Origin of the sequence: Planococcus liqunii, assembly GCF_030413595.1 — a bacterium.
In the GTDB taxonomy this organism is placed as follows: domain Bacteria; phylum Bacillota; class Bacilli; order Bacillales_A; family Planococcaceae; genus Planococcus; species Planococcus liqunii.
Genome location: NZ_CP129238.1, coordinates 1,472,199 through 1,490,623, shown reverse-complemented (window position 1 = coordinate 1,490,623; position 18,425 = coordinate 1,472,199). Strand labels below are relative to the sequence as shown.

General features: G+C 46.5%; 21 protein-coding genes and 1 other annotated feature. Of the genes, 2 read left to right on the top strand and 19 right to left on the bottom strand.

Features of this window, described 5'->3' with window-relative positions; translation table 11 throughout:
- Positions 1-151 precede the first annotated feature (151 nt).
- From QWY22_RS07535 to zapA, 5 genes are all read right to left on the bottom strand, one after another.
- On the bottom strand, positions 152-562 hold the full coding sequence (locus QWY22_RS07535) for a DUF350 domain-containing protein (protein ID WP_036806044.1): 411 nt from the start codon (positions 560-562) through the stop codon (positions 152-154).
- Between the two features lie 23 nt (positions 563-585).
- Complete coding sequence (locus tag QWY22_RS07530; protein ID WP_300983807.1) at positions 586-2,946, bottom strand: endonuclease MutS2; 2,361 nt, start codon at positions 2,944-2,946, stop codon at positions 586-588.
- Between the two features lie 12 nt (positions 2,947-2,958).
- Positions 2,959-4,662 (bottom strand): DNA polymerase/3'-5' exonuclease PolX, encoded by a 1,704-nt coding sequence (gene polX, locus QWY22_RS07525; RefSeq protein ID WP_300983806.1) that lies wholly within the window; start codon positions 4,660-4,662, stop codon positions 2,959-2,961.
- A gap of 62 nt (positions 4,663-4,724) precedes the next feature.
- Positions 4,725-5,261 (bottom strand): CvpA family protein, encoded by a 537-nt coding sequence (locus tag QWY22_RS07520; protein WP_300983805.1) that lies wholly within the window; start codon positions 5,259-5,261, stop codon positions 4,725-4,727.
- Positions 5,262-5,266: 5 nt separating this feature from the next.
- Positions 5,267-5,527: a cell division protein ZapA gene (gene zapA / locus QWY22_RS07515; protein WP_300983804.1), complete on the bottom strand. Its 261-nt coding sequence runs from the start codon at positions 5,525-5,527 to the stop codon at positions 5,267-5,269.
- A gap of 83 nt (positions 5,528-5,610) precedes the next feature.
- Between zapA and rnhC the strand changes: the two genes are divergently transcribed.
- On the top strand, positions 5,611-6,543 hold the full coding sequence (rnhC, locus tag QWY22_RS07510) for a ribonuclease HIII (RefSeq protein WP_300983803.1): 933 nt from the start codon (positions 5,611-5,613) through the stop codon (positions 6,541-6,543).
- Between the two features lie 139 nt (positions 6,544-6,682).
- On the opposite strand, the gene QWY22_RS07505 is transcribed toward rnhC, so the two are convergent.
- From QWY22_RS07505 to QWY22_RS07455, 11 genes are all read right to left on the bottom strand, one after another.
- On the bottom strand, positions 6,683-7,744 hold the full coding sequence (locus QWY22_RS07505; RefSeq protein WP_300983802.1) for a hypothetical protein: 1,062 nt from the start codon (positions 7,742-7,744) through the stop codon (positions 6,683-6,685).
- 11 nt (positions 7,745-7,755) lie between these two features.
- Positions 7,756-8,163 carry a PilW family protein gene (locus tag QWY22_RS07500; RefSeq protein WP_300983801.1) on the bottom strand — a complete coding sequence of 136 codons (408 nt, stop codon included), beginning with the start codon at positions 8,161-8,163 and terminating at the stop codon, positions 7,756-7,758.
- Positions 8,163-8,576 carry a prepilin-type N-terminal cleavage/methylation domain-containing protein gene (locus QWY22_RS07495; protein ID WP_300983800.1) on the bottom strand — a complete coding sequence of 138 codons (414 nt, stop codon included), beginning with the start codon at positions 8,574-8,576 and terminating at the stop codon, positions 8,163-8,165. Before QWY22_RS07495 ends, QWY22_RS07500 begins: the two co-directional genes overlap by 1 nt.
- 225 nt (positions 8,577-8,801) lie before the next feature.
- On the bottom strand, positions 8,802-11,201 hold the full coding sequence (gene pheT / locus QWY22_RS07490) for a phenylalanine--tRNA ligase subunit beta (RefSeq protein WP_300983799.1): 2,400 nt from the start codon (positions 11,199-11,201) through the stop codon (positions 8,802-8,804).
- A 14-nt stretch (positions 11,202-11,215) separates the two neighbouring features.
- Positions 11,216-12,253 carry a phenylalanine--tRNA ligase subunit alpha gene (gene pheS / locus QWY22_RS07485; protein WP_036801671.1) on the bottom strand — a complete coding sequence of 346 codons (1,038 nt, stop codon included), beginning with the start codon at positions 12,251-12,253 and terminating at the stop codon, positions 11,216-11,218.
- Positions 12,254-12,292: 39 nt separating this feature from the next.
- Positions 12,293-12,523: a binding site (T-box leader), on the bottom strand.
- A 45-nt stretch (positions 12,524-12,568) separates the two neighbouring features.
- Positions 12,569-13,336 carry a TrmH family RNA methyltransferase gene (locus QWY22_RS07480; RefSeq protein WP_036801673.1) on the bottom strand — a complete coding sequence of 256 codons (768 nt, stop codon included), beginning with the start codon at positions 13,334-13,336 and terminating at the stop codon, positions 12,569-12,571.
- Between the two features lie 321 nt (positions 13,337-13,657).
- The gene (locus tag QWY22_RS07475) at positions 13,658-14,107 is read right to left on the bottom strand and encodes a small multi-drug export protein (RefSeq protein WP_300983798.1); all 450 of its coding nucleotides are present in this window, start codon (positions 14,105-14,107) and stop codon (positions 13,658-13,660) included.
- Positions 14,104-14,604, bottom strand: coding sequence for a hypothetical protein (locus tag QWY22_RS07470; RefSeq protein WP_300983797.1), 501 nt, complete (start codon positions 14,602-14,604; stop codon positions 14,104-14,106). Before QWY22_RS07470 ends, QWY22_RS07475 begins: the two co-directional genes overlap by 4 nt.
- A complete protein-coding gene (locus QWY22_RS07465; RefSeq protein ID WP_300983796.1) occupies positions 14,594-14,809 on the bottom strand; it encodes a helix-turn-helix transcriptional regulator in 216 nt (71 codons plus the stop codon). The genes QWY22_RS07470 and QWY22_RS07465 overlap by 11 nt, the downstream gene beginning before the upstream one ends.
- A 360-nt stretch (positions 14,810-15,169) precedes the next feature.
- The gene (locus tag QWY22_RS07460) at positions 15,170-16,258 is read right to left on the bottom strand and encodes a M42 family metallopeptidase (protein WP_300983795.1); all 1,089 of its coding nucleotides are present in this window, start codon (positions 16,256-16,258) and stop codon (positions 15,170-15,172) included.
- Positions 16,259-16,329: 71 nt separating this feature from the next.
- Positions 16,330-16,815: a dUTP diphosphatase gene (locus tag QWY22_RS07455; protein WP_300983794.1), complete on the bottom strand. Its 486-nt coding sequence runs from the start codon at positions 16,813-16,815 to the stop codon at positions 16,330-16,332.
- 93 nt (positions 16,816-16,908) lie between these two features.
- On the opposite strand from QWY22_RS07455, the gene QWY22_RS07450 reads away from it, so the two are divergent.
- The gene (locus QWY22_RS07450) at positions 16,909-17,295 is read left to right on the top strand and encodes a sigma-w pathway protein ysdB (RefSeq protein WP_300983793.1); all 387 of its coding nucleotides are present in this window, start codon (positions 16,909-16,911) and stop codon (positions 17,293-17,295) included.
- 5 nt (positions 17,296-17,300) lie between these two features.
- Here QWY22_RS07450 and QWY22_RS07445 read toward each other — a convergent pair whose 3' ends face one another.
- From QWY22_RS07445 to rpmI, 3 genes are all read right to left on the bottom strand, one after another.
- Positions 17,301-17,579 carry a DUF1294 domain-containing protein gene (locus tag QWY22_RS07445; protein WP_300983792.1) on the bottom strand — a complete coding sequence of 93 codons (279 nt, stop codon included), beginning with the start codon at positions 17,577-17,579 and terminating at the stop codon, positions 17,301-17,303.
- A 171-nt stretch (positions 17,580-17,750) separates the two neighbouring features.
- Positions 17,751-18,110: a 50S ribosomal protein L20 gene (rplT, locus tag QWY22_RS07440; protein ID WP_036804741.1), complete on the bottom strand. Its 360-nt coding sequence runs from the start codon at positions 18,108-18,110 to the stop codon at positions 17,751-17,753.
- A gap of 88 nt (positions 18,111-18,198) precedes the next feature.
- Positions 18,199-18,399: a 50S ribosomal protein L35 gene (gene rpmI / locus QWY22_RS07435; protein ID WP_033541514.1), complete on the bottom strand. Its 201-nt coding sequence runs from the start codon at positions 18,397-18,399 to the stop codon at positions 18,199-18,201.
- Positions 18,400-18,425: the final 26 nt, after the last annotated feature.

Sequence of the window (18,425 nt, the reverse complement as noted above, 5' to 3'; positions counted from 1 at the left end):
GTTCACTTTTAGTCCAATAAAAAAACGGCGCAGCAATGGGCTGGCCGTTTTGTTTCTAAATCAGGAACAGAAAAACAATTCCCACAATGATGAATAACACGCAAAAAACAAATAATATTTTAATCAGGTTTTCCATTGCCCACAACTCCTATTAAATACTTGCGCCAACGACGTAAGACAGTCCGACTGAAATGGTCAATGAAATAAAACCGACGGAGCGGTTGTCATTTTCAATTTCCTGGTCCACATTGAATTTAGGCGTCAGAAATTCAAACAGCAGGTACGCAAAAATCAGCAGCGAAAATCCATACAGCCCCCAGCCGATCATTTGCGCCAGCGAGTTATGCTCTTCAATGGAAAAACGGAAGATGTTTGTAACTCCGAAAATTTTGCCTCCGGTTGCCATCGCTACTGCCAAATTCCCTTTTTTAATTTCTTCCCAGTTTTTATACTTGGTGACGATTTCAAAAATCACCATGGAAACGATTAAACACAATACAACCACACTGAAGTATCCAGCTGTTTCTACCAGCGGATGCGTCCAAAAACCTGTTTCTGACATGCCTCATTCTCCCCTATACTGAATCACTTTAATTCAGCGACTGTTACGCCAGAGCCGCCTTCTCCCGCTTCGCCGAAGCGGTAACTTTTCACTCGCGGATGTTTTTTCAAGTATTGCTGGACGCCTTGGCGAAGAGCTCCCGTCCCTTTTCCATGAATGATTGAAACTTGATGGTAATTAGATAGTAACGCATCATCGATGTATTTTTCAACACGGACTATTGCGTCTTCATACCGTTCACCGCGAAGATCCAATTCCAGTTTGACATGGCTATCCCGGTTTTTCAGCGTAGCCATCGTTCTTGTTTCTTTCTGTTTTTCGGGCTTAGTGTATTGAAGATCCGTTTCAGGCAATTTCATTTTCAAGATGCCGATTTGTACAATCCATTCGTTGGCGGATACTTTTTCCACCAGCGTCCCTTTTTGGCCGAATGAAATGACTTTCACTTCGTCGTTTGGCTTCAGTTCCCGTGTTTGATTGGCTTTTGCCGCTTTTTTCAATACGCGGTTCTCAGGCATTGCCGCTTCCAGGCGTTTTTTGGCGTCAATCAACTGATGTTCTTTGATGCTCGACGCCTGGTCCATTTGCATTTTGCGCAGTTCGGACATGACGCCTTCCGCTTCTCTTGTCGCCTGTTCAACAATTTTGCGCGCTTTTTCTTTCGCTTTTTCTTCCAGCTTCTCTTTCTGGTTTTCGTATTGCTTTAATTGCTCTTCCAAATCATTTTTCAGATGCTCCGCTTGTTCCAAAAGCTCCTTGGATTGCTCGGCGTCCCGCTCCGATTCTCTCCGGCTCTTTTCAAGAGACGCAATCATTGAATCGACTTCTCTGCGGTCCGTACTGGTAAAGCTCTGGGCATGTTTGATGATGTGTTCAGGCAAGCCGAGGCGCTTCGAAATCTCAAACGCATTGCTTCGCCCTGGCACACCGATCAGCAAGCGGTAAGTCGGGCTCAAGGTTTCCACGTCAAATTCAACACTGGCGTTCTCGACACCCGGCCGGTTGTAGGCATAAGCTTTCAGTTCCGGATAATGCGTCGTCGCGATGACGCGTGCGCCGCGGCCGTGCACTTCATCAAGAAGCGAGATAGCTAGGGCTGCACCTTCCTGCGGATCCGTACCGGCACCCAGCTCATCAAAGATCACCAGTGATTGTTCATCGAATTTCGTTAAGATATCGACAATATTGACCATATGTGAAGAAAACGTACTTAAGCTTTGTTCGATTGACTGCTCGTCTCCGATGTCCGCAAAGACCTGGTCGAAAACGGCAAGTTCCGAACCGTCAAGCGCCGGGATTGGAATCCCAGCCTGCGCCATCAGCGTAAAGAGGCCGACGGTTTTCAAGGTGACGGTTTTCCCGCCCGTGTTCGGCCCGGTAATGACAATTGCCGTTACATCCCGGCCGAATTCGATGTCGTTTGCCACCACTTCGTCGATTGGAATCAACGGATGGCGGGCTTTCCTTAAATTGATGTGGCCTTCTGTGTTCATTTCCGGTTTGGAGCATTTCTTTGCCGAACCGTATTTGGCTTTTGCGAGAATCAAATCGATTTCGCCAAGCACTTCGACCAGCTCAAAAAGCTCATGCGCCACTTCCTGCACCTGGGCCGAAAGCATTTGGAGAATGCGGTCGATTTCTTCTTTTTCTTTCATTTTCAAACGGCGTACTTCGTTATTGGCTTGGACGACTGCGTCCGGCTCAATAAACAAGGTCTGTCCGGATGACGACTGGTCATGGACGATGCCGCCGTAATGGCTGCGGTACTCCTGTTTAACCGGAATCACGTAGCGGTCGTTGCGGATCGTGACAATCGAATCCGACAGCATTTTTGATGCGTTTTTGCCGCGGATCAGGCTTTCCAGGCGTTCGCGCACCCGGCTTTCCTGGGCGCGCAGCTGCTGGCGGATCGTGCGCAGCGTGGAACTGGCACTATCCAGTACCCCGCCGTTGTCATCGATGCACATATTGATGTCATGTTCCAGCGCAGTTAGAATCGGCATCGATTCTTTTTTCTCCAGGAAGTGGGGGATCTTTATATCCCCTTCTTCGCGGATGCCTTCAAAGAACTGTCGAAGGATGCGGCTTGCCCGGATTGTCGATGAAACTTCCATCAATTCCATCGGGCTCAAACTTCCGCCGATTTGTGCGCGTTTTGCATGCATACGGATGTCGAAAATGCCACCCATCGGCACATTCCCTTTTACGCGGAGCACCTGCGCTCCTTCGTCCATTTCTTCCAGAAGGCGGTTGACTTCATTGATATCGGTCGATGGCAAAAGCTCATCGATTTTGGCTTTTCCAAGCGAAGACGTGCAGTATTTTGCCACTTCATCGCGGATTTTATAAAATTCGAGCGTTCTCAATGCGCGTTCAGCGATCAAGCGAGACCCCTCCTATTTTTTCAGGTATTCTTTCAGTTTTTCAAACGGCCATGTGTTGACGACGTTGTCCTTTTTCAGCCAGGCTTTTTGGGCATGGCGGACACCGATGGCCATAACGTCGAGCTGTTCAATGGCATGTGCGTCCGTATTGATGGCTACCGGCACGCCTTTTTCCTGCGCCATTTCCAGGTGTTCCACTGCCAAGTCCAAACGATACGGACTGGCATTGAGTTCGACAATTTTGCCATATTCTTTTGCCCAGTCGAGCAACTGCTCCATATCTGGATCGTACCCGCCCCGCTGTCCAACAATGCGGCCCGTCGGGTGGGCAATCATGTCGACATGCGGATTTTTCATCGCCGTCAACAGGCGAGCCATAATCTGTTCCTGTGGCTGCTGAAAACTCGAATGAATGCTTGCGATGACAAAATCAAGCTGTTCGAGCACGCTATCGTCAAAATCGAGCGTACCGTCCGGCAGGATGTCCATTTCAGTTCCTGAAAGTACTTCGATGTCATCGTATTTTTTATTCAGCTCGCGGATTTCCGCGTTCTGTTTCAATAAGCGCTCCGGGGTTAAGCCGTTGGCGACTTTCAAGTACTCGGAATGGTCGGTGATGACCATATAATTATAATTATGAGCACGGCATGCATCAATCATTTCGGTCAATGAGTGGGCTCCATCCGACCAAGTCGTGTGCATGTGCATATCGCCTTGGATGTCGACCAACTCGACCAGCTGCGGAATGTCATCCAACAAATCCAGTTCCCGGCCGTCTTCCCGCACCGTCGGTGGAATGAACGGCAAGCCAAAATGAGCATAAAAGTCGGTTTCGGACGCAAATGTCGCCACCGTTCCGTCTTCCTGCTCTACGCCGTATTCACTGATTTTCTTATTCTGCGATTTCGCAAGCTGCCGCATTTTCACGTTATGGTCTTTCGATCCCGTAAAGTGATGCAATGCCGTAACGAATTCTTCCGGCGCCACAAGGCGGAAATCGATGTCGATCGGATCCTGGAATTCCACTGTCACAGAAACCTTTGTATCCCCCGAAGCGATGGTTTCCTGAATCGGCAAGGCGGCAAGCAATTGCTCTTTAACGGCTGCCGGTTGTGCGGTGGCAACAATAAAATCAAGGTCCTTGCTTGTTTCTTTCGTGCGGCGGTAGCTGCCCGCCACCGAGTATTCACTGACTTCTTTGATCTCTGACAAAACTCCATTGATAAACTCCACTGCTTCTTCTGTTTTCCAGATTGGGTGGCGCCCCGGTTTGGAATCGAATTCCATCAATTCTTTCAAAATCTTGTCTTCGGATTTCGGCCCGAAGCCTGGCAGTTTCTGGATCTGGTGGTCAAGGCACGCCTGTTTCAACGATTCAGCGGAATCAATGCCCAGTTCTTTATAGAGCTTGGCGATTTTCTTGCCGCCCATACCCTGCAACTTCATCAACGGCACAAGCCCTTTTGGCACTTCTTCCTGAAGCTCTTCCAGCACAGACGATTTGCCGTTCTCCATCAAGTCGATGATGACGTCGCCCGTCCCTTTGCCGATGCCTTTCAGTTTTGTCACATCGTCGATTTCGTCAAGGCTGCGCTGATCAAGTTCAAGCGCCTGTGCCGCTTTTCGGAATGCCGATACTTTGAACGGGTTTTCCCCTTTAAGTTCCATATACAATGCAATTTTTTCAAGTGTTCTGATGATAATTTTTTTATTCATCCCAGAGCCCTCCAATAATTTTGACTTAAAAAAACTTCCCTCGGCAAGAGAGAAGTTTTTGGTTACGTATAAATATACCACCATTCTTTTACTTTCTCAGAGAAATAAGGCGTTCGTTCGAGCATCGACTGCGCAATGCCTGAGTTCTCGAGCTGGCTTTGGACCGCATCCATGGGAAGCAGCGCAAACACGTAAATGAAAATGAACAGGAGTATGTATACTTCGACAAATCCTAAAACCGCCCCTAATATTCTGCTGACAAATCCAAGGACCGGCAGATATTTGAGAAAATCGAACATCGTTGCAATCAGCTGCAAACCGAACTTCACCACGAAGAAAATCAGCGCAAAAGCGAAAAGCTGGTAAAAGGTCTGATCCAGATCAAGCTGTTCGATGGCGATAGTAAACCGTGATTCATCATTGACAACCGGATATGGCACCCACAGCACAAAATAATCAGCCAGGGGTTTGTAGTAAAGATAAGCAACGACGAGTGCGACAATAAACCCTACCATGTGGATCAGCTGCAGCACCAAACCCCTTTTGGCGCCGACAATGATGCCGCCAATCAGCAAAATCAATAAAATAATATCAAGCATGTCCGTCAACCCTTCAACTTTCTCAATTCATTTTCTAATTGTTCTACCCGCTCTTTCAGTTTAAGATTATCATGTACCGTATTGACTGCTGTCAGTACAGCGAGCTTTGAACTGTCGAGAGATGGGGCCACCGCATGGATTTCACGCATCTTCTTGTCCACAATCGTTGCGACGGACTCCATATGTGCAGAAGTCTCAGCGCCGACGATTTTATAAGTATAGCCATATATCTTTACCGAAGTGCGGATTTTGTGATCCTCTGCCAATGTACCATCCCTCCTTAGAAATTCTATATATAATCATAACATGAACCGAACCAGAATGTGAATTATTAGAAAGGAGACTCACCATGTCAAATACCGTGCTCCAACTTCCAGAGGAAAGTCTCCTCCAAGTGATCAATCATTACGAAAACAAGCAAATTGCAGCGAAAGCGCCGTACATCCGTTTTACCGCGAAATTGGCCGATACTGTCGTCACCGTCTACAAATCCGGCAAGGTAATGTTCCAGGGCGCCGGCGCCGAACGTGAAGCGGCACGCTGGGGTTCCGCCTCCCCTTCCGCTGCTAAAACCGCCTCCACAAACGGCGATACGCTGCCGCCGGATTTCGTGAAAAAATCCGTTCTTGGCTCGGATGAAACCGGAACCGGTGATTTTTTCGGGCCGATTACAGTCGCTGCCTGCTACGTGCCTGCCGAAGGAGTGGCGCTCGCCCATGAACTCGGAGTAAAAGACTCGAAGCAATTGACCGACGACTACATGCGAAAGATCGCGCCGGATTTAAAAGAAGCATTTACTTATAGCGTACTGACTTTGAAAAACGACAAATACAACACTATCCAAAGCAAAGGCTGGTCCCAAGGAAAAATCAAAGCGCTGCTGCACAATCAGGCCTTGAAGCATGTCCTCCGCAAGATCGCGCCGGAAAAACCCGACGCCATCCTGATCGACCAGTTTGCCGAACGCGGCATCTACTACAAGCATATTAAAGACGAAGAAGAAATCATCCGTGAAAACGTCCTGTTTTCCACGAAAGCGGAAGGGCTTCATGTGTCTGTTGCCTGCGCATCGATCATAGCCCGCGTCGCTTTCCTGGAAGAAATGGACGCACTCAGCCGAAAAGCCGGTGTTACTTTGCCGAAGGGTGCCGGTAAAATTGTTGACGAAGCGGCAGCGAAGATCTTGTTGAAGCACGGTGAAGAGTTTTTGCAGTCGGTGACAAAAGTGCATTTTGCGAATACGAAGAAAGCGAAGGATTTAGCAAAAAAACACTGGAGGTAATAGAATCCGCTTTCCTTTGAACATAACATGAATTATTTCAAATAAAAAACACATCTAACTATTGATTGGAAATCACAAAAGTTAGATGTGCTTTCCTAAACATTAGCTAGTTAAATTTTTATAATCAAATTTCCGACTTTTAAAGATACTCAGGATTTAATTCTTCATTTGTTTCCCAATAGTATCTAGTAGTGCCTGGTACTACATTTTTTGGATCTTCCCAACCTTGGGGTAGACTACAACCACTACTTGGAAGATCATAATTTTTATAACTGCTTGTCAGGTTTTTACCGATGCCCTCGTAAGTATTACCTACAACATAAATGCTAGCATTAGTATGTAGAGGCAAAACACCTCCTTTAAAATAAGCATCCCCATATACTACAATCGCACTTTTATTTTGCAACTCGATGCTTCCTAAAACTGTAAGGTTTCCTTTAACATAAATACAAACGTGGTTTTTCGAATATATTTTTCCACCAATGTAAAAGTCTTTCTCTACTTTAATAGTATCTTTACTTCCCGGTCCAACTGTCAGAGCTAGATCGGATTCATTTTTCGTATTTATAACAAAAGATTCGAAGTGATGTTGTTCTTTTCTCGTAGTAAAAGGTCCAGTAACTTCGACATGTTGATAATAATTCCCTATGTCCGGCATTTTATTTTGATCAGTTATAGGAACACCAGGTGGTTTTACCGGTTTTACTGGTATGCCTGTAGTGTCAGCAACCACTGGAGGCTGGAGTGAAATTGTTCCTTTTACGGTTTTTTCTATCTTATTTGCACTCCCTTTACTGTTGACGCTGACGATGATCTTTTCATTACTAGTGGTTGAATTGCAACCACTTACACTTAAAGTGTTAACAACGTATTTGATAGCAGAATCAGAGCCGGATGCTGCAGAGACACTTCTAATTTTTTCACACAACTCATATCTGCTTCTTTTTATAGAATTATCATTCGATTCTCCGCTATTTTTAGTGAAAGAATAATTTTTAACTTTATTAACTAGATCAGCGTGGTAGTGTAACAATCCCATCTCAGCTTGATGTCTTGCCTGTACTTGCTGTTCTTTCATATTAAACTGCTTGGAAGCATTTAAATTCATGGCAAACAATCCCATACCAAGAACAGTAAATAGCAGAACCAACATTAATACCATCAACATTGCGTACCCATTTTCGTTTAATTTATATCTCACAAGTTAACTCCTTACCTCAATTTACTGAGCGTAGTTTTAATAATAAAAGGTTTTGAATTCGGGGCTGACAATTCTAGTTGTAAATTTGAATTTATCGTAGGATCAATGGTGCCTGAAGCGGGTTCTATTATTTTATAATTATATCCTCGGGAAATAACTTGACTTCCCATTTTCAATTTTTGTTGTTCGCCGACTCCCTCTATTTTTAAATTGATTTTCGGGCCATGAAGTTTTAAATACTCATTCCTAACTACTTCTACTATGTAGTTTGCCTCTTGTTGCATTTGTTGTTTTGCAGCTGTCCGATGAGAAGCATTTGATCCGGTTAATAAAACCGAGAAAATTAAAACAATAATAATTCCTGTAATAGCCAGTACTGCTAATAATTCTACTAATGTTATCCCTTTTTGATTTTTCATCATTTCACCTTTATATACATTTCCGTTTTAAATTCAGGCTCATTTATTCCTGCACCAGATATTGATTTCACTGTAATAATTGCCTTTTTCAAATTTTCCTTAACGGATGCAGGAGCTTCTACTTCTTCTATTGTTACTACATATGGGGTGTAAGTTATATCATCAGTGATTTTTTTACCTTGAAGTGTATTAATGCTTTTCTTCATTTCTTCAATTTTACTAATTGTCCTAACTTCGGCTACCACTTGCTCCGCCACTTGAACAGCTGTCAAGGTCTCATGATTGTGAGCAGTAAATTTAGCGGATTGCGTAAAAAACGACATAAATGCAACAAGTATTATTCCTAACAAAACTATGGCAGCTAATAATTCTACTAAAGTCATTCCTTTTTCATTTTGAGATTTATTTCTCATTTGTATATAATTCCTCTTTTCATGCAGTTTAAATTTAAAACGTGCTATTTTATCTAGAGAGAATAACATTTAATAATAGTTTACCATAGTTAAATAATTTTAAGTGGTTCTTATTTCATTTGTATTTGTAATTTAAAACCCATTTAGTATGTTTTTAGAATTAAAAAGAGAAAGCGGAATCATAAAGACTCCGCTTTCCCTTTTTAATTCTTTTTACCTGATCCCTTAGCTGCGCAGCTCTGCGCCTACTTCTGTCAATGCACTCAAAACTTTCTCATGTGCATTCGTCACTTCTTCATCCGTTAACGTTTTTTCAGGATCGAAGTACGTCAATGAGAACGCCACTGATTTTTTGCCTTCTTCCATCTTATCGCCTTCGTACAAGTCAAAGACGCGAACGTCTTTCAACAGTTTGCCGCCTGCGTTGCGGATAACCGCTTCGATCGTTCCGGCTTCAACGATTTTCGAAAGAACCAGAGCAACGTCACGTGAAATGGATGGATAGCGCGGCACCGGTGTGTATACAAGCGACTCCGGCTGAACGTCCAGCAATGCAGATAGATTCAATTCCATCACAACCGTCGTTTTCAAGTCGCGTGCTTTCTGTTCGTTCGGGTGAAGCTGTCCGATGACACCGACACGATTGCCGTTTAGCATGATGAAAGCGGTGCGTCCCGGATGCAGATCGTCCATTTGGCCGCGTTCAAATGCCAGTTCAAGCCCTAAACGATTCGCCAAGCCTTCGACAATACCTTTCAGCACAAAAAAGTCGACTTCTTTCTTCTCTCCTTGCCAGCTATGATCGAGCCATAAACCGGTCATGGCGATTGCCAAATGTTCTTCTTCATTCAATAATTCATCGTCCGCTTTCAAGAACACGGCGCCGGTTTCATACAAGGCAACAGAATCCATTCTTCTAGCCGTGTTGTACGATACCGATTCCAATAAATGCGGCAGCAAGCTTTGGCGCAGCGTACTGCGTTCTTCGCTCATCGGCATCAACAGTTTTGTCGTTTCCGTTTCCGTCAAAGCAAATTGCGTCGCTGATTTCTCAGACGTCAGTGAATACGTTGTCGCCTGAAGAAGGCCCGCGCCTTCCAGCACTTTGCGGACAATGCGGCGCTTTTCCTGGTACGGCGTCAAGCCGCCCGGAGCTGCTTCTGTTACCGGAAGCGTTGCCGGAATTTCATCGTAGCCGTAGAGGCGAGCAATTTCTTCCACCACATCTTCTTCTATTTGAATGTCCTGGCGGCGTGTCGGCACGGAAATCACCAGTTGGCCATTGATAGCATCGGTGTTGAATTTCAAGCGACCGAGGATTTCCATCATGTCTTCAAATGGAATTTTCATGCCGAGACGTGTATTGATAAAGTCCGGAGACACTTTAACGATTTTTTCTTCACGGTCCAGCTGATCGAACACAAGCGATCCTGCTAGCACTTCGCCGCCTGCAAGTTCCGCGATCAAGCTTGCGGCACGTTCTGCAGCCGGGATGACGCGGTTCGGGTCAACGCCTTTTTCATAGCGTGAACTTGCATCGCTGCGGAGGCCATGTTCTTTCGACGTCTGGCGAATCGAACCTGATGCGAAATAAGCGGATTCGATGACAATTGTCGTTGTCGAATCGCTGACTTCCGAGTTGGCTCCGCCCATTACGCCTGCAAGCGCTACGGGTTCTTCACCGTTTGTGATCACCAAGTTATGGGCAGACAAGGTGCGTTCTGTGTCATCCAGTGTCGTAATTTTTTCGCCTTCTTTTGCCTGGCGGACCGTGATATTCCCTGTTTTTAATGAATCATAGTCAAACGCATGAAGCGGCTGGCCGTATTCCATCAAGACATAGTTCGTTACGTCGACCACGTTATTGTGCGGACGGACACCGGCAGCCATCAAACGCTGCTGCAGCCACATCGGCGATTCCTTCACTTCGATGTTGCGGATCACTTTCGCGACATATAGCGGGTTCGCTTCCGGTGCATCAACATTTAGCGTCAACATGGATTCCGCAGAATCAGCTGCTTCTGTGTAGCTTGATTCCGGCAATTTGACGTCTTCCGAAAGAATGGCTCCTACTTCATAAGCCACACCAAGCATGCTCATGGCATCGGCACGGTTCGGCGTCAGCCCCAATTCAAGCACGGTATCATCCAAATCGAAGTTTGCAATAACGTCGCTTCCGACTTCCGCATCTTCCGGCAATACATAAATGCCTTCTGCATACACTTTAGGCACGAGTTTGCCTTCAATGCCCAGTTCCTGAAGCGAGCAAATCATGCCGTTTGATTCTTCGCCGCGCAGTTTGGCCTTTTTAATTTTCATGCCGCCGGGCAGGCTAGCACCTGGACGAGCCACGATGACTTTTTGGCCTGCTGCAATGTTCGGCGCACCGCAGATGATCTGTGTTGTTTCTTCGCCGACGTTTACTTGGCAAATTGATAGTTTATCCGCTTCCGGATGTTTGACGCATGATTCTACGTAGCCAACTACGACATTTGTCATGCCGTGGGAACGGTCGATCACCGCATCCACTTCGATGCCGGAGCGCGTGATTTTTTCACCCAAATCTGCAGGTGCCAAGCCTTGTGTATCTATATAATCTTTCAACCATTTAATGGATACTAACATGTTTTATTTCCTCCTTAAACTTCAGTGCGTTGGAATTGGGATAAAAAGCGGACGTCGTTCGTATAGAAGTGGCGGATGTCTTCAACACCGTATTTCAACATAGCGATGCGCTCCGGCCCCATGCCGAAAGCGAATCCAGTCAGGCGTTTTGAATCGTAGCCTGCCATTTCCAGTACGTTCGGATGCACCATGCCGGCACCCAAAATTTCCAGCCAGCCGGTTTTCTTGCAGACGTTGCAGCCCGACCCGCCGCATTTGAAGCAGGAGATGTCCATTTCAACAGACGGCTCCGTGAACGGGAAGAAACTTGGGCGCAGACGGATTTCGCGGTCGTCGCCGAACATTTTCTTCGCGAACACTTGAAGCGTCCCCTTAAGGTCGCTCATGCGGATGTCTTCGCCGATGACCAATCCTTCGATTTGCGTGAACTGGTGTGAATGCGTCGCGTCATCGCTGTCGCGGCGGTACACTTTCCCGGGGCAAATGATTTTGATTGGTTCGCCTTTTTTAATTTCCATCGTGCGTGCCTGAACAGGCGACGTATGCGTACGCAGCAAGATTTCGTCTGTTATATAGAAGGTATCCTGCATATCGCGTGCCGGATGGCCTTTTGGCAAATTTAAAGCTTCGAAGTTGTAGTAGTCTTTTTCCACTTCCGGGCCTTCAGCGATTTCGTAGCCCATTGAAACGAAAAGATCTTCGATTTCTTCAACGACGCGCGTCAACGGATGCGAGTTTCCTGTTTTTACAGGGCGGCCCGGCAAGGTGATGTCGATTGTTTCGCTTTGCAGTTTCTCGTTGATCGCCTGTTCTTCCAGGATTGCCATGCGCTCTTCAAGAGACGCCGTCACTTCCTCGCGGATGACGTTGACAAGCGCCCCCATTTTCGGACGTTCTTCAGCCGGGAGTTTCCCCATGCCTTTCAATAAATCCGTAATCGGCCCTTTTTTCCCTAAATACGCCACACGGACATCGTTCAATTCTTTCACGTTTGTTGACGCTGAAATTTTCTCCAGCGCTTCTGTTTTCAATTCCTGCAATTGTGCTTCCATCTTTTCTCCTCCTTTAAACAGTAAAAAGCCCCGTCCCAGAAAAGGGACGAGGCTTTATTCGCGGTACCACCCTAGTTAATGCACACAAGGCGCAATCACTCATTTACGTAACGGCTCTTCACCGGCCTGTCTTTACAGCATTGTTGCTGGTCCCGTCAGGCAGCTCGCGGGGTGAACTTCTGAGGCGTTTTGCATATCCGCACTCCCAGTCAAGGTGCAGACTCCCTTTATGCATGCGCGCGACGTACTCTTCCCAGTCACAGCTTTTCATTATTTACTCTTTCATTATACGAAATCCTGTAAGTTTAATCAAACTTAGTTTTTCGGCACCAAGCTGTACAGCAAGATGCCCGTTGCAACAGCCACGTTCAAGGATTCAGCAGCGCCATAAAGCGGCACCACCAGGTTCTGATCCGTCTGCTGCAATAGGACCGGATCCACGCCGCTGCCTTCATTGCCGACAAGCAAAGCGAACTGCTCCTGACTTTCAGCTTCATGTACCGGTGTTGCGTTGAGGAGTGCCGTTCCAAACACCGCGACGCTGCGCTCTTTTAATGCCGGCAGCCATTCCGCCAAATCCCCTTTGACAACCGGGATCTGGAAATTCGATCCTTGCGTCGACCGGACCGTTTTCGGATTGTACGGATCAGCACAGCCTTTGCCAAGTACAACGGCGTCCATGCCGCTTGCCAAAGCCGTGCGGATCATCGTGCCGATATTGCCGGGATCCTGCACTGCATCAATCAGCAATAATTTCGTCCATGTCTGCTGCTCTTCTTCCGAGAATTCCGGCTGTGCACAATGCGCGAAAATTCCTTGCGAGTGCTCCGTTTCCGAAATCTCTTTTGCTACCTGGGCCGTCACTGAGTATTGCGGTACATCCGATACGTCCCATTCTTCCGGAATGTCGACGCCTTCCCGGACAATCAAGGATTTGATCAAGCTTTTCTTTTTCACTGCCTCTTCCGTCAAATGGAAGCCTTCCACCAGAAATTCTGCAAATTTATCGCGCTCTTTCCGTGTAGTGACAAGCTTTTTCCAATGCTTGACGAGTGAGTTTTGAGTGGATTCGATTCTTTTCAAGTTTCGTTCACGCCTTTATTTCAGAATAGATTAAGTATAGCATAGAAAAGCGCAGGTGCCTCGCAAGGCCCGACAAGCGCTGGAGGGCTTGGCATGAATGGCGCCCTTTGCCATTCGGGCCAAGACCGAAGCGACCTCGAGGGCCTAGGTACCGGAGCTGGACACCATGGAAATGCGCAGGCGCCCATGTAGATTCGACGGACATAAGACGAATCGGCGAAGCGGCGCTATTTACCGCACAGCCGGGTTGGCTTATGCCCCTGAGAATCTGGGCGCCGGAGTCTGGACATCGAAAAGCGCAGGTGCCTTGCAGCTTAAGCCTTAAAGTTCTCTCGTGAAAAAGTCAAAGCCAAGTGCTGTCAGAATGCCGAATGTCAATGTCCAAGCCGCGATGCTGATTGTCAGCCAAATGGTCGTGTTCTTTTTTGTCGCTCCAAGTGTCATGCCGATGAAAGCGGCAATGTGCGTTCCGATCAAAATTGGACCAAGCATCGCGAGCCCAGGCAGGCCGTATTTATTCCAGATTTTTTTCGCCCGCTCGCTTTTTTTATTCTGCGTCTTCCCTTTCGCTTCCTGCCGCTTAAGGTACCAGACTTTGAACCGGTCAAAGCCGACGATCAACGCGAGAACCGTCAGCATATTGCCGACAAACGCCAATACCATAACCCATAGGGGCGACAGTCCCCAGACGATGCCGAGCGGAATAACCAGTGCGATTTCAAACCACGGTATCGCGGCTCCTAGAAAAACAAGAAAATATTCGTAGATCATTCTGTTTCCTCCTTCAAATGGCTTCTGACTTCACGGTAATAAATCCAGTATTGGCCAAGCGCAACCAGTAAGATTCCCCAAATGATGAATAGTTTCGGAAGCGGCAAGATGATGGCAAAAGCTGCTAATAAAGGCAGGCTCCACGTGATGAAGGTATACACTTTTTGAGCCGCTTTTCTTGTGATGTACGTCATTCCTTCATCCTGCTCCAGATATTCAGGCGGCCGGATGGAAAACGCGGAAACTTTTTGGTGCGGATTGTTTTTATTGTGCTTACGAAGCTGAGAAGCGAATACTGCAAGCAGGATGAAATAAAGCAGAAGTGCAATCATTGCAAAGAGGCTTTGTGTTCCTCCTATGCTTATCATAATGCTGTTCTCTGTTTCTGTATTGACCACTTCAGTCATCGGTGAGCTTAACCCATAAGCAAATGCGCCGAGCAAAATAATAAACCCCATCTGCCATAGCGGATACTGCAATCGAAAATCATTTTTCATCTTCTTCATCCCCTTCCAACCAGAATAATTCATCCACATTTGTTTGAAGCGCCTTCGCCAGTTTCAACGCCAGCGTAATCGACGGCGAAAACTCCCCTTTTTCAATAAATGCAATCGTTTGCCGCGTGACATCCACTTGCTTGCCCAGATCACTTTGCGTAAATCCGTACCGCGCCCGCAGCTCCTTCACCCGATTCTTCAGCATCCGCTTCCTCCTTTATTTGTTTTCGTGTTCGGTTTATATAACATAATGTACATTATACTTAACATTAAGTAAAGTATTATTTACATTTTTTTAATTTAATCGGGCCTCTGAATGCGGCCCAAGCATATTAAAAGCCCTCCGCGGGCGGAGGGCTAAAGGTTTTGAAAACCGAGATGAAAGGCGGAAATGGAGGCTTTTCGCGAGCGAAAAGCGAAAAGGCAAGCATCACTCGACTTCTATGATCACTTTTTGAAAGTCTATGATCACTGAAGAGAGTTTTATGATCACTCATGGCGTTTCTATGATCAGTCGCCTCCAAAAAATAAAAAAACCCCCGCAAAAGCGGAGGTTTCCAATCACTCACTCAAACGTAATACGAGCGACTGTGTCTTTATCCAATTTTTTGATCACTTCGATGATCAGTTTCACTGCATTTTCGTAGTCATCGCGGTGCAGGATGCCTGCGTGCGAGTGGATGTAACGGGTAGCGACGCCGATTGCAAGAGACGGAACGCCGTTTGCCGTCAAGTGAATCGAACCTGCGTCCGTTCCGCCGCCAGCAATGGTTTCGAACTGGTACGGGATGCCGGCTTCTTCTGCCGTATCAACCACAAGTTCGCGCAATCCACGGTGAGATACCATTGACGCATCGTACAATAGGATTTGCGGGCCAGCACCCATTTTGCTTGTGGACTCCTGGGAAGTGATTCCCGGAGTATCGCCGGCAATGCCGACATCAACGGCGAAGCCGATATCCGGCTGAATGTAAGCTGCTGCTGTTTTCGCCCCACGAAGGCCGACTTCTTCCTGGACAGCTCCCACTCCGAAGACGGTATTTGGATGATCGACGCCTTTCAAGCCTTTTAAAACATCAATCGCAATGGCACAGCCAATGCGGTTGTCCCAGGCTTTTGCCAAAAGCATTTTTTCGTTGTTCATGACGTGGAATTCGAAATACGGAGTGACCATATCCCCTGGAGCCACGCCCCATTCTTTCACTTCTTCGCGTGAAGAGGCACCGATATCAATGAACATGTCTTTGATTTCCACCGGTTTTTTGCGTGCTTCCGGCGAAAGGATATGCGGCGGCTTCGAACCGATGACGCCGATGACTTCTTTGCCGCTGCGTGTGGTAATTGTTACTCGCTGCGCAAGCATCACTTGTGACCACCAGCCGCCGACTGTCTGGAATTTCAAGAAGCCTTTGTCATCGATTTGTGAAATCATAAAGCCGACTTCATCCAAGTGGCCGGCTACCATGATTTTCGGGCCGTCCGCCGCGCCTTCTTTGCGTGCAATCAAGCTTCCCAGTCCGTCCATTTCAACAGAATCAGCAAATGGTGCTATGTATTTTTTCATGACTTCGCGTGATTGGCGCTCGTTTCCGGCAATTCCGTTCGCATCGGTCAATTCTTTGAGCATACCTAATGTTTCGTCCATGTTCGTCATTAATTCGACCCCCTAAATAGTTGTACTCGTTTATTATAAAACAAAGGCTTCGCATTATCAAAAAATTTCAACTAGTATCCTTCGTGCTGGCGGTCATAATTTTTTTGGTTCTTGGCGATGTATGCTTCCAGCACTTCGCCGTAAGTAAATCCGAGCGATGTGGCTATGGCGCCATACCAGCTCCAGATGTCTTGATAATTCCCCATCGAATAATCTTCCGAAAATTTGTGGATGGCTGCCTGGGTCCCGAGAAACAGTTCCGTCAGGTCTTCTGCTGAAACGGGTTCCGGCCAGTTTTCCAGACTGGTTAAGTCTTTTTCAATGCCAAGCGACAAAAGAAAATGGATCGAGTCCACATACTCTTCGAGAATCACTTCTTTTTCAGACGGCCCTTTTGTGCTCCAGAACTTAAAGCAGCGGGTTTCATTGGCCAGTTCCGCGAGCTCCACCAACAATGCCAGGCACTTTTTGCGGAACACATCTTCCTTGATTCCCTGGTTTTCCTGGATAAAGCGGTCCAATTCTTCCTGCATCACAAATAACTTTTGCAAATTCATAAAAATTCTCCTTTTATAAATAAAATCTTGAAACCAAAATACTTTTCATCCGTATATTATACATTAGAACAACTCGAGACAGGGGGACTTCATGTGGCTTTTTTAATCCGCATCATTGTTATTGCTATCATAATTTATGTATTTTACCGGTTGCTCCGCTATATTTTGGACCCGATGCGAAAACTGGATGCGGCTGTTGAAAACGGCTCTTATTATTTTTACGATGACGTGAATAATGTCCGGAAGAATTTTTTCATTGCCATGCGCGGTGTGGTGTTTGAAGGGGAAAAGTATTTGGGGACGACAGAGGATGCATTTGAAGTGGTGTCCATTTTTGTCTGGACTGAAAACCCGGATAAGCTGCAGGGATTCAGCAAAGAAGATTTCTATTTCCTCCAAAAAGAAATATCCATGAATTACCCGGATGCCCAGATTAACTGGAAAAATCCGATTGAGCAATTAATGAAAAACGAAGGGTGATGGACTCACCCTCCGTTGATTGATTGATAAATCCACACGAGCAAAGCGGCGTCAATGACTGCCAGCATTAAAAAGCCGACCCGGAAATTGGTGTGGCGCGTTTTGTGGCGGAACACCATCATGCCGAGATACGCGCCGATGCCGCCGCCGAAAATAGCTGCGGTCCACAAATTCTTTTCCGGAATTCTTCGGCCGTGCTGCCTTGCCTGCTTTTTGTCTATGTACATCATAAGAAACGCCAGAATGGATGCGGCTCCAAAATAACCTAAGATGATTGCAAACATATAAATACCTCCATAAAAAAAGACTGGCGAGTTTTCGCCAGTCTTTTTTATTTGTCCAGCTGCAATGGCCAGACCCTCGGGGTCATAAGCCAACCCGGCTGTTCGGCAAATAGCGCCGCTTCGCCGGTTCGTCTTATGCCTGTCGGGCCTGGACGGCCATTTCCGCTTTTCTTATTTGTTCATTGCGTTTTTAGCTTGATCAGCCAATGCTGTGAAAGCAGCTGCATCAGATACAGCGATTTCAGCTAGCATTTTGCGGTTGATGTCGATGCCCGCAACTTTAAGGCCGTGCATTAGGCGGCTGTATGAAATATCATTCAAGCGCGCTGCTGCGTTGATACGAGTGATCCACAGTCTGCGGAAGTCACGTTTTTTGTTGCGACGGTCACGGTAAGCATAGTTACCAGACTTCATTACTTGTTGGTTAGCTACTTTATATTGAATGTGCTTCGCACCGTAATAACCTTTTGCTAATTTGATTACCTTTTTACGACGCTGGCGCGTCACTGTTCCACCTTTTACGCGTGGCATAATACATTACCTCCTGCTTGAATATGAAAAATTCGATTTTTGTTTTGTGTAGCCCAGCACCCAGATTCAACAGGGGCTTGCGCTTTTCTTACTTCATGTTGTAAATAAGTGATTTGATGCGTTTCAAATCGCCTGCAGAAACAAGTTTCCCTTTGCGAAGGTGACGCTTTTGCTTAGTCGATTTGTTTGCAAATAAGTGGCTTGTGTGTGAACGGTTGCGTTTTACTTTACCAGTTCCAGTTTTCTTGAAACGTTTCATCGCACCGCGGTGGCTTTTCATTTTCGGCATTTCGAGTTCCTCCTAAACAATTGTAC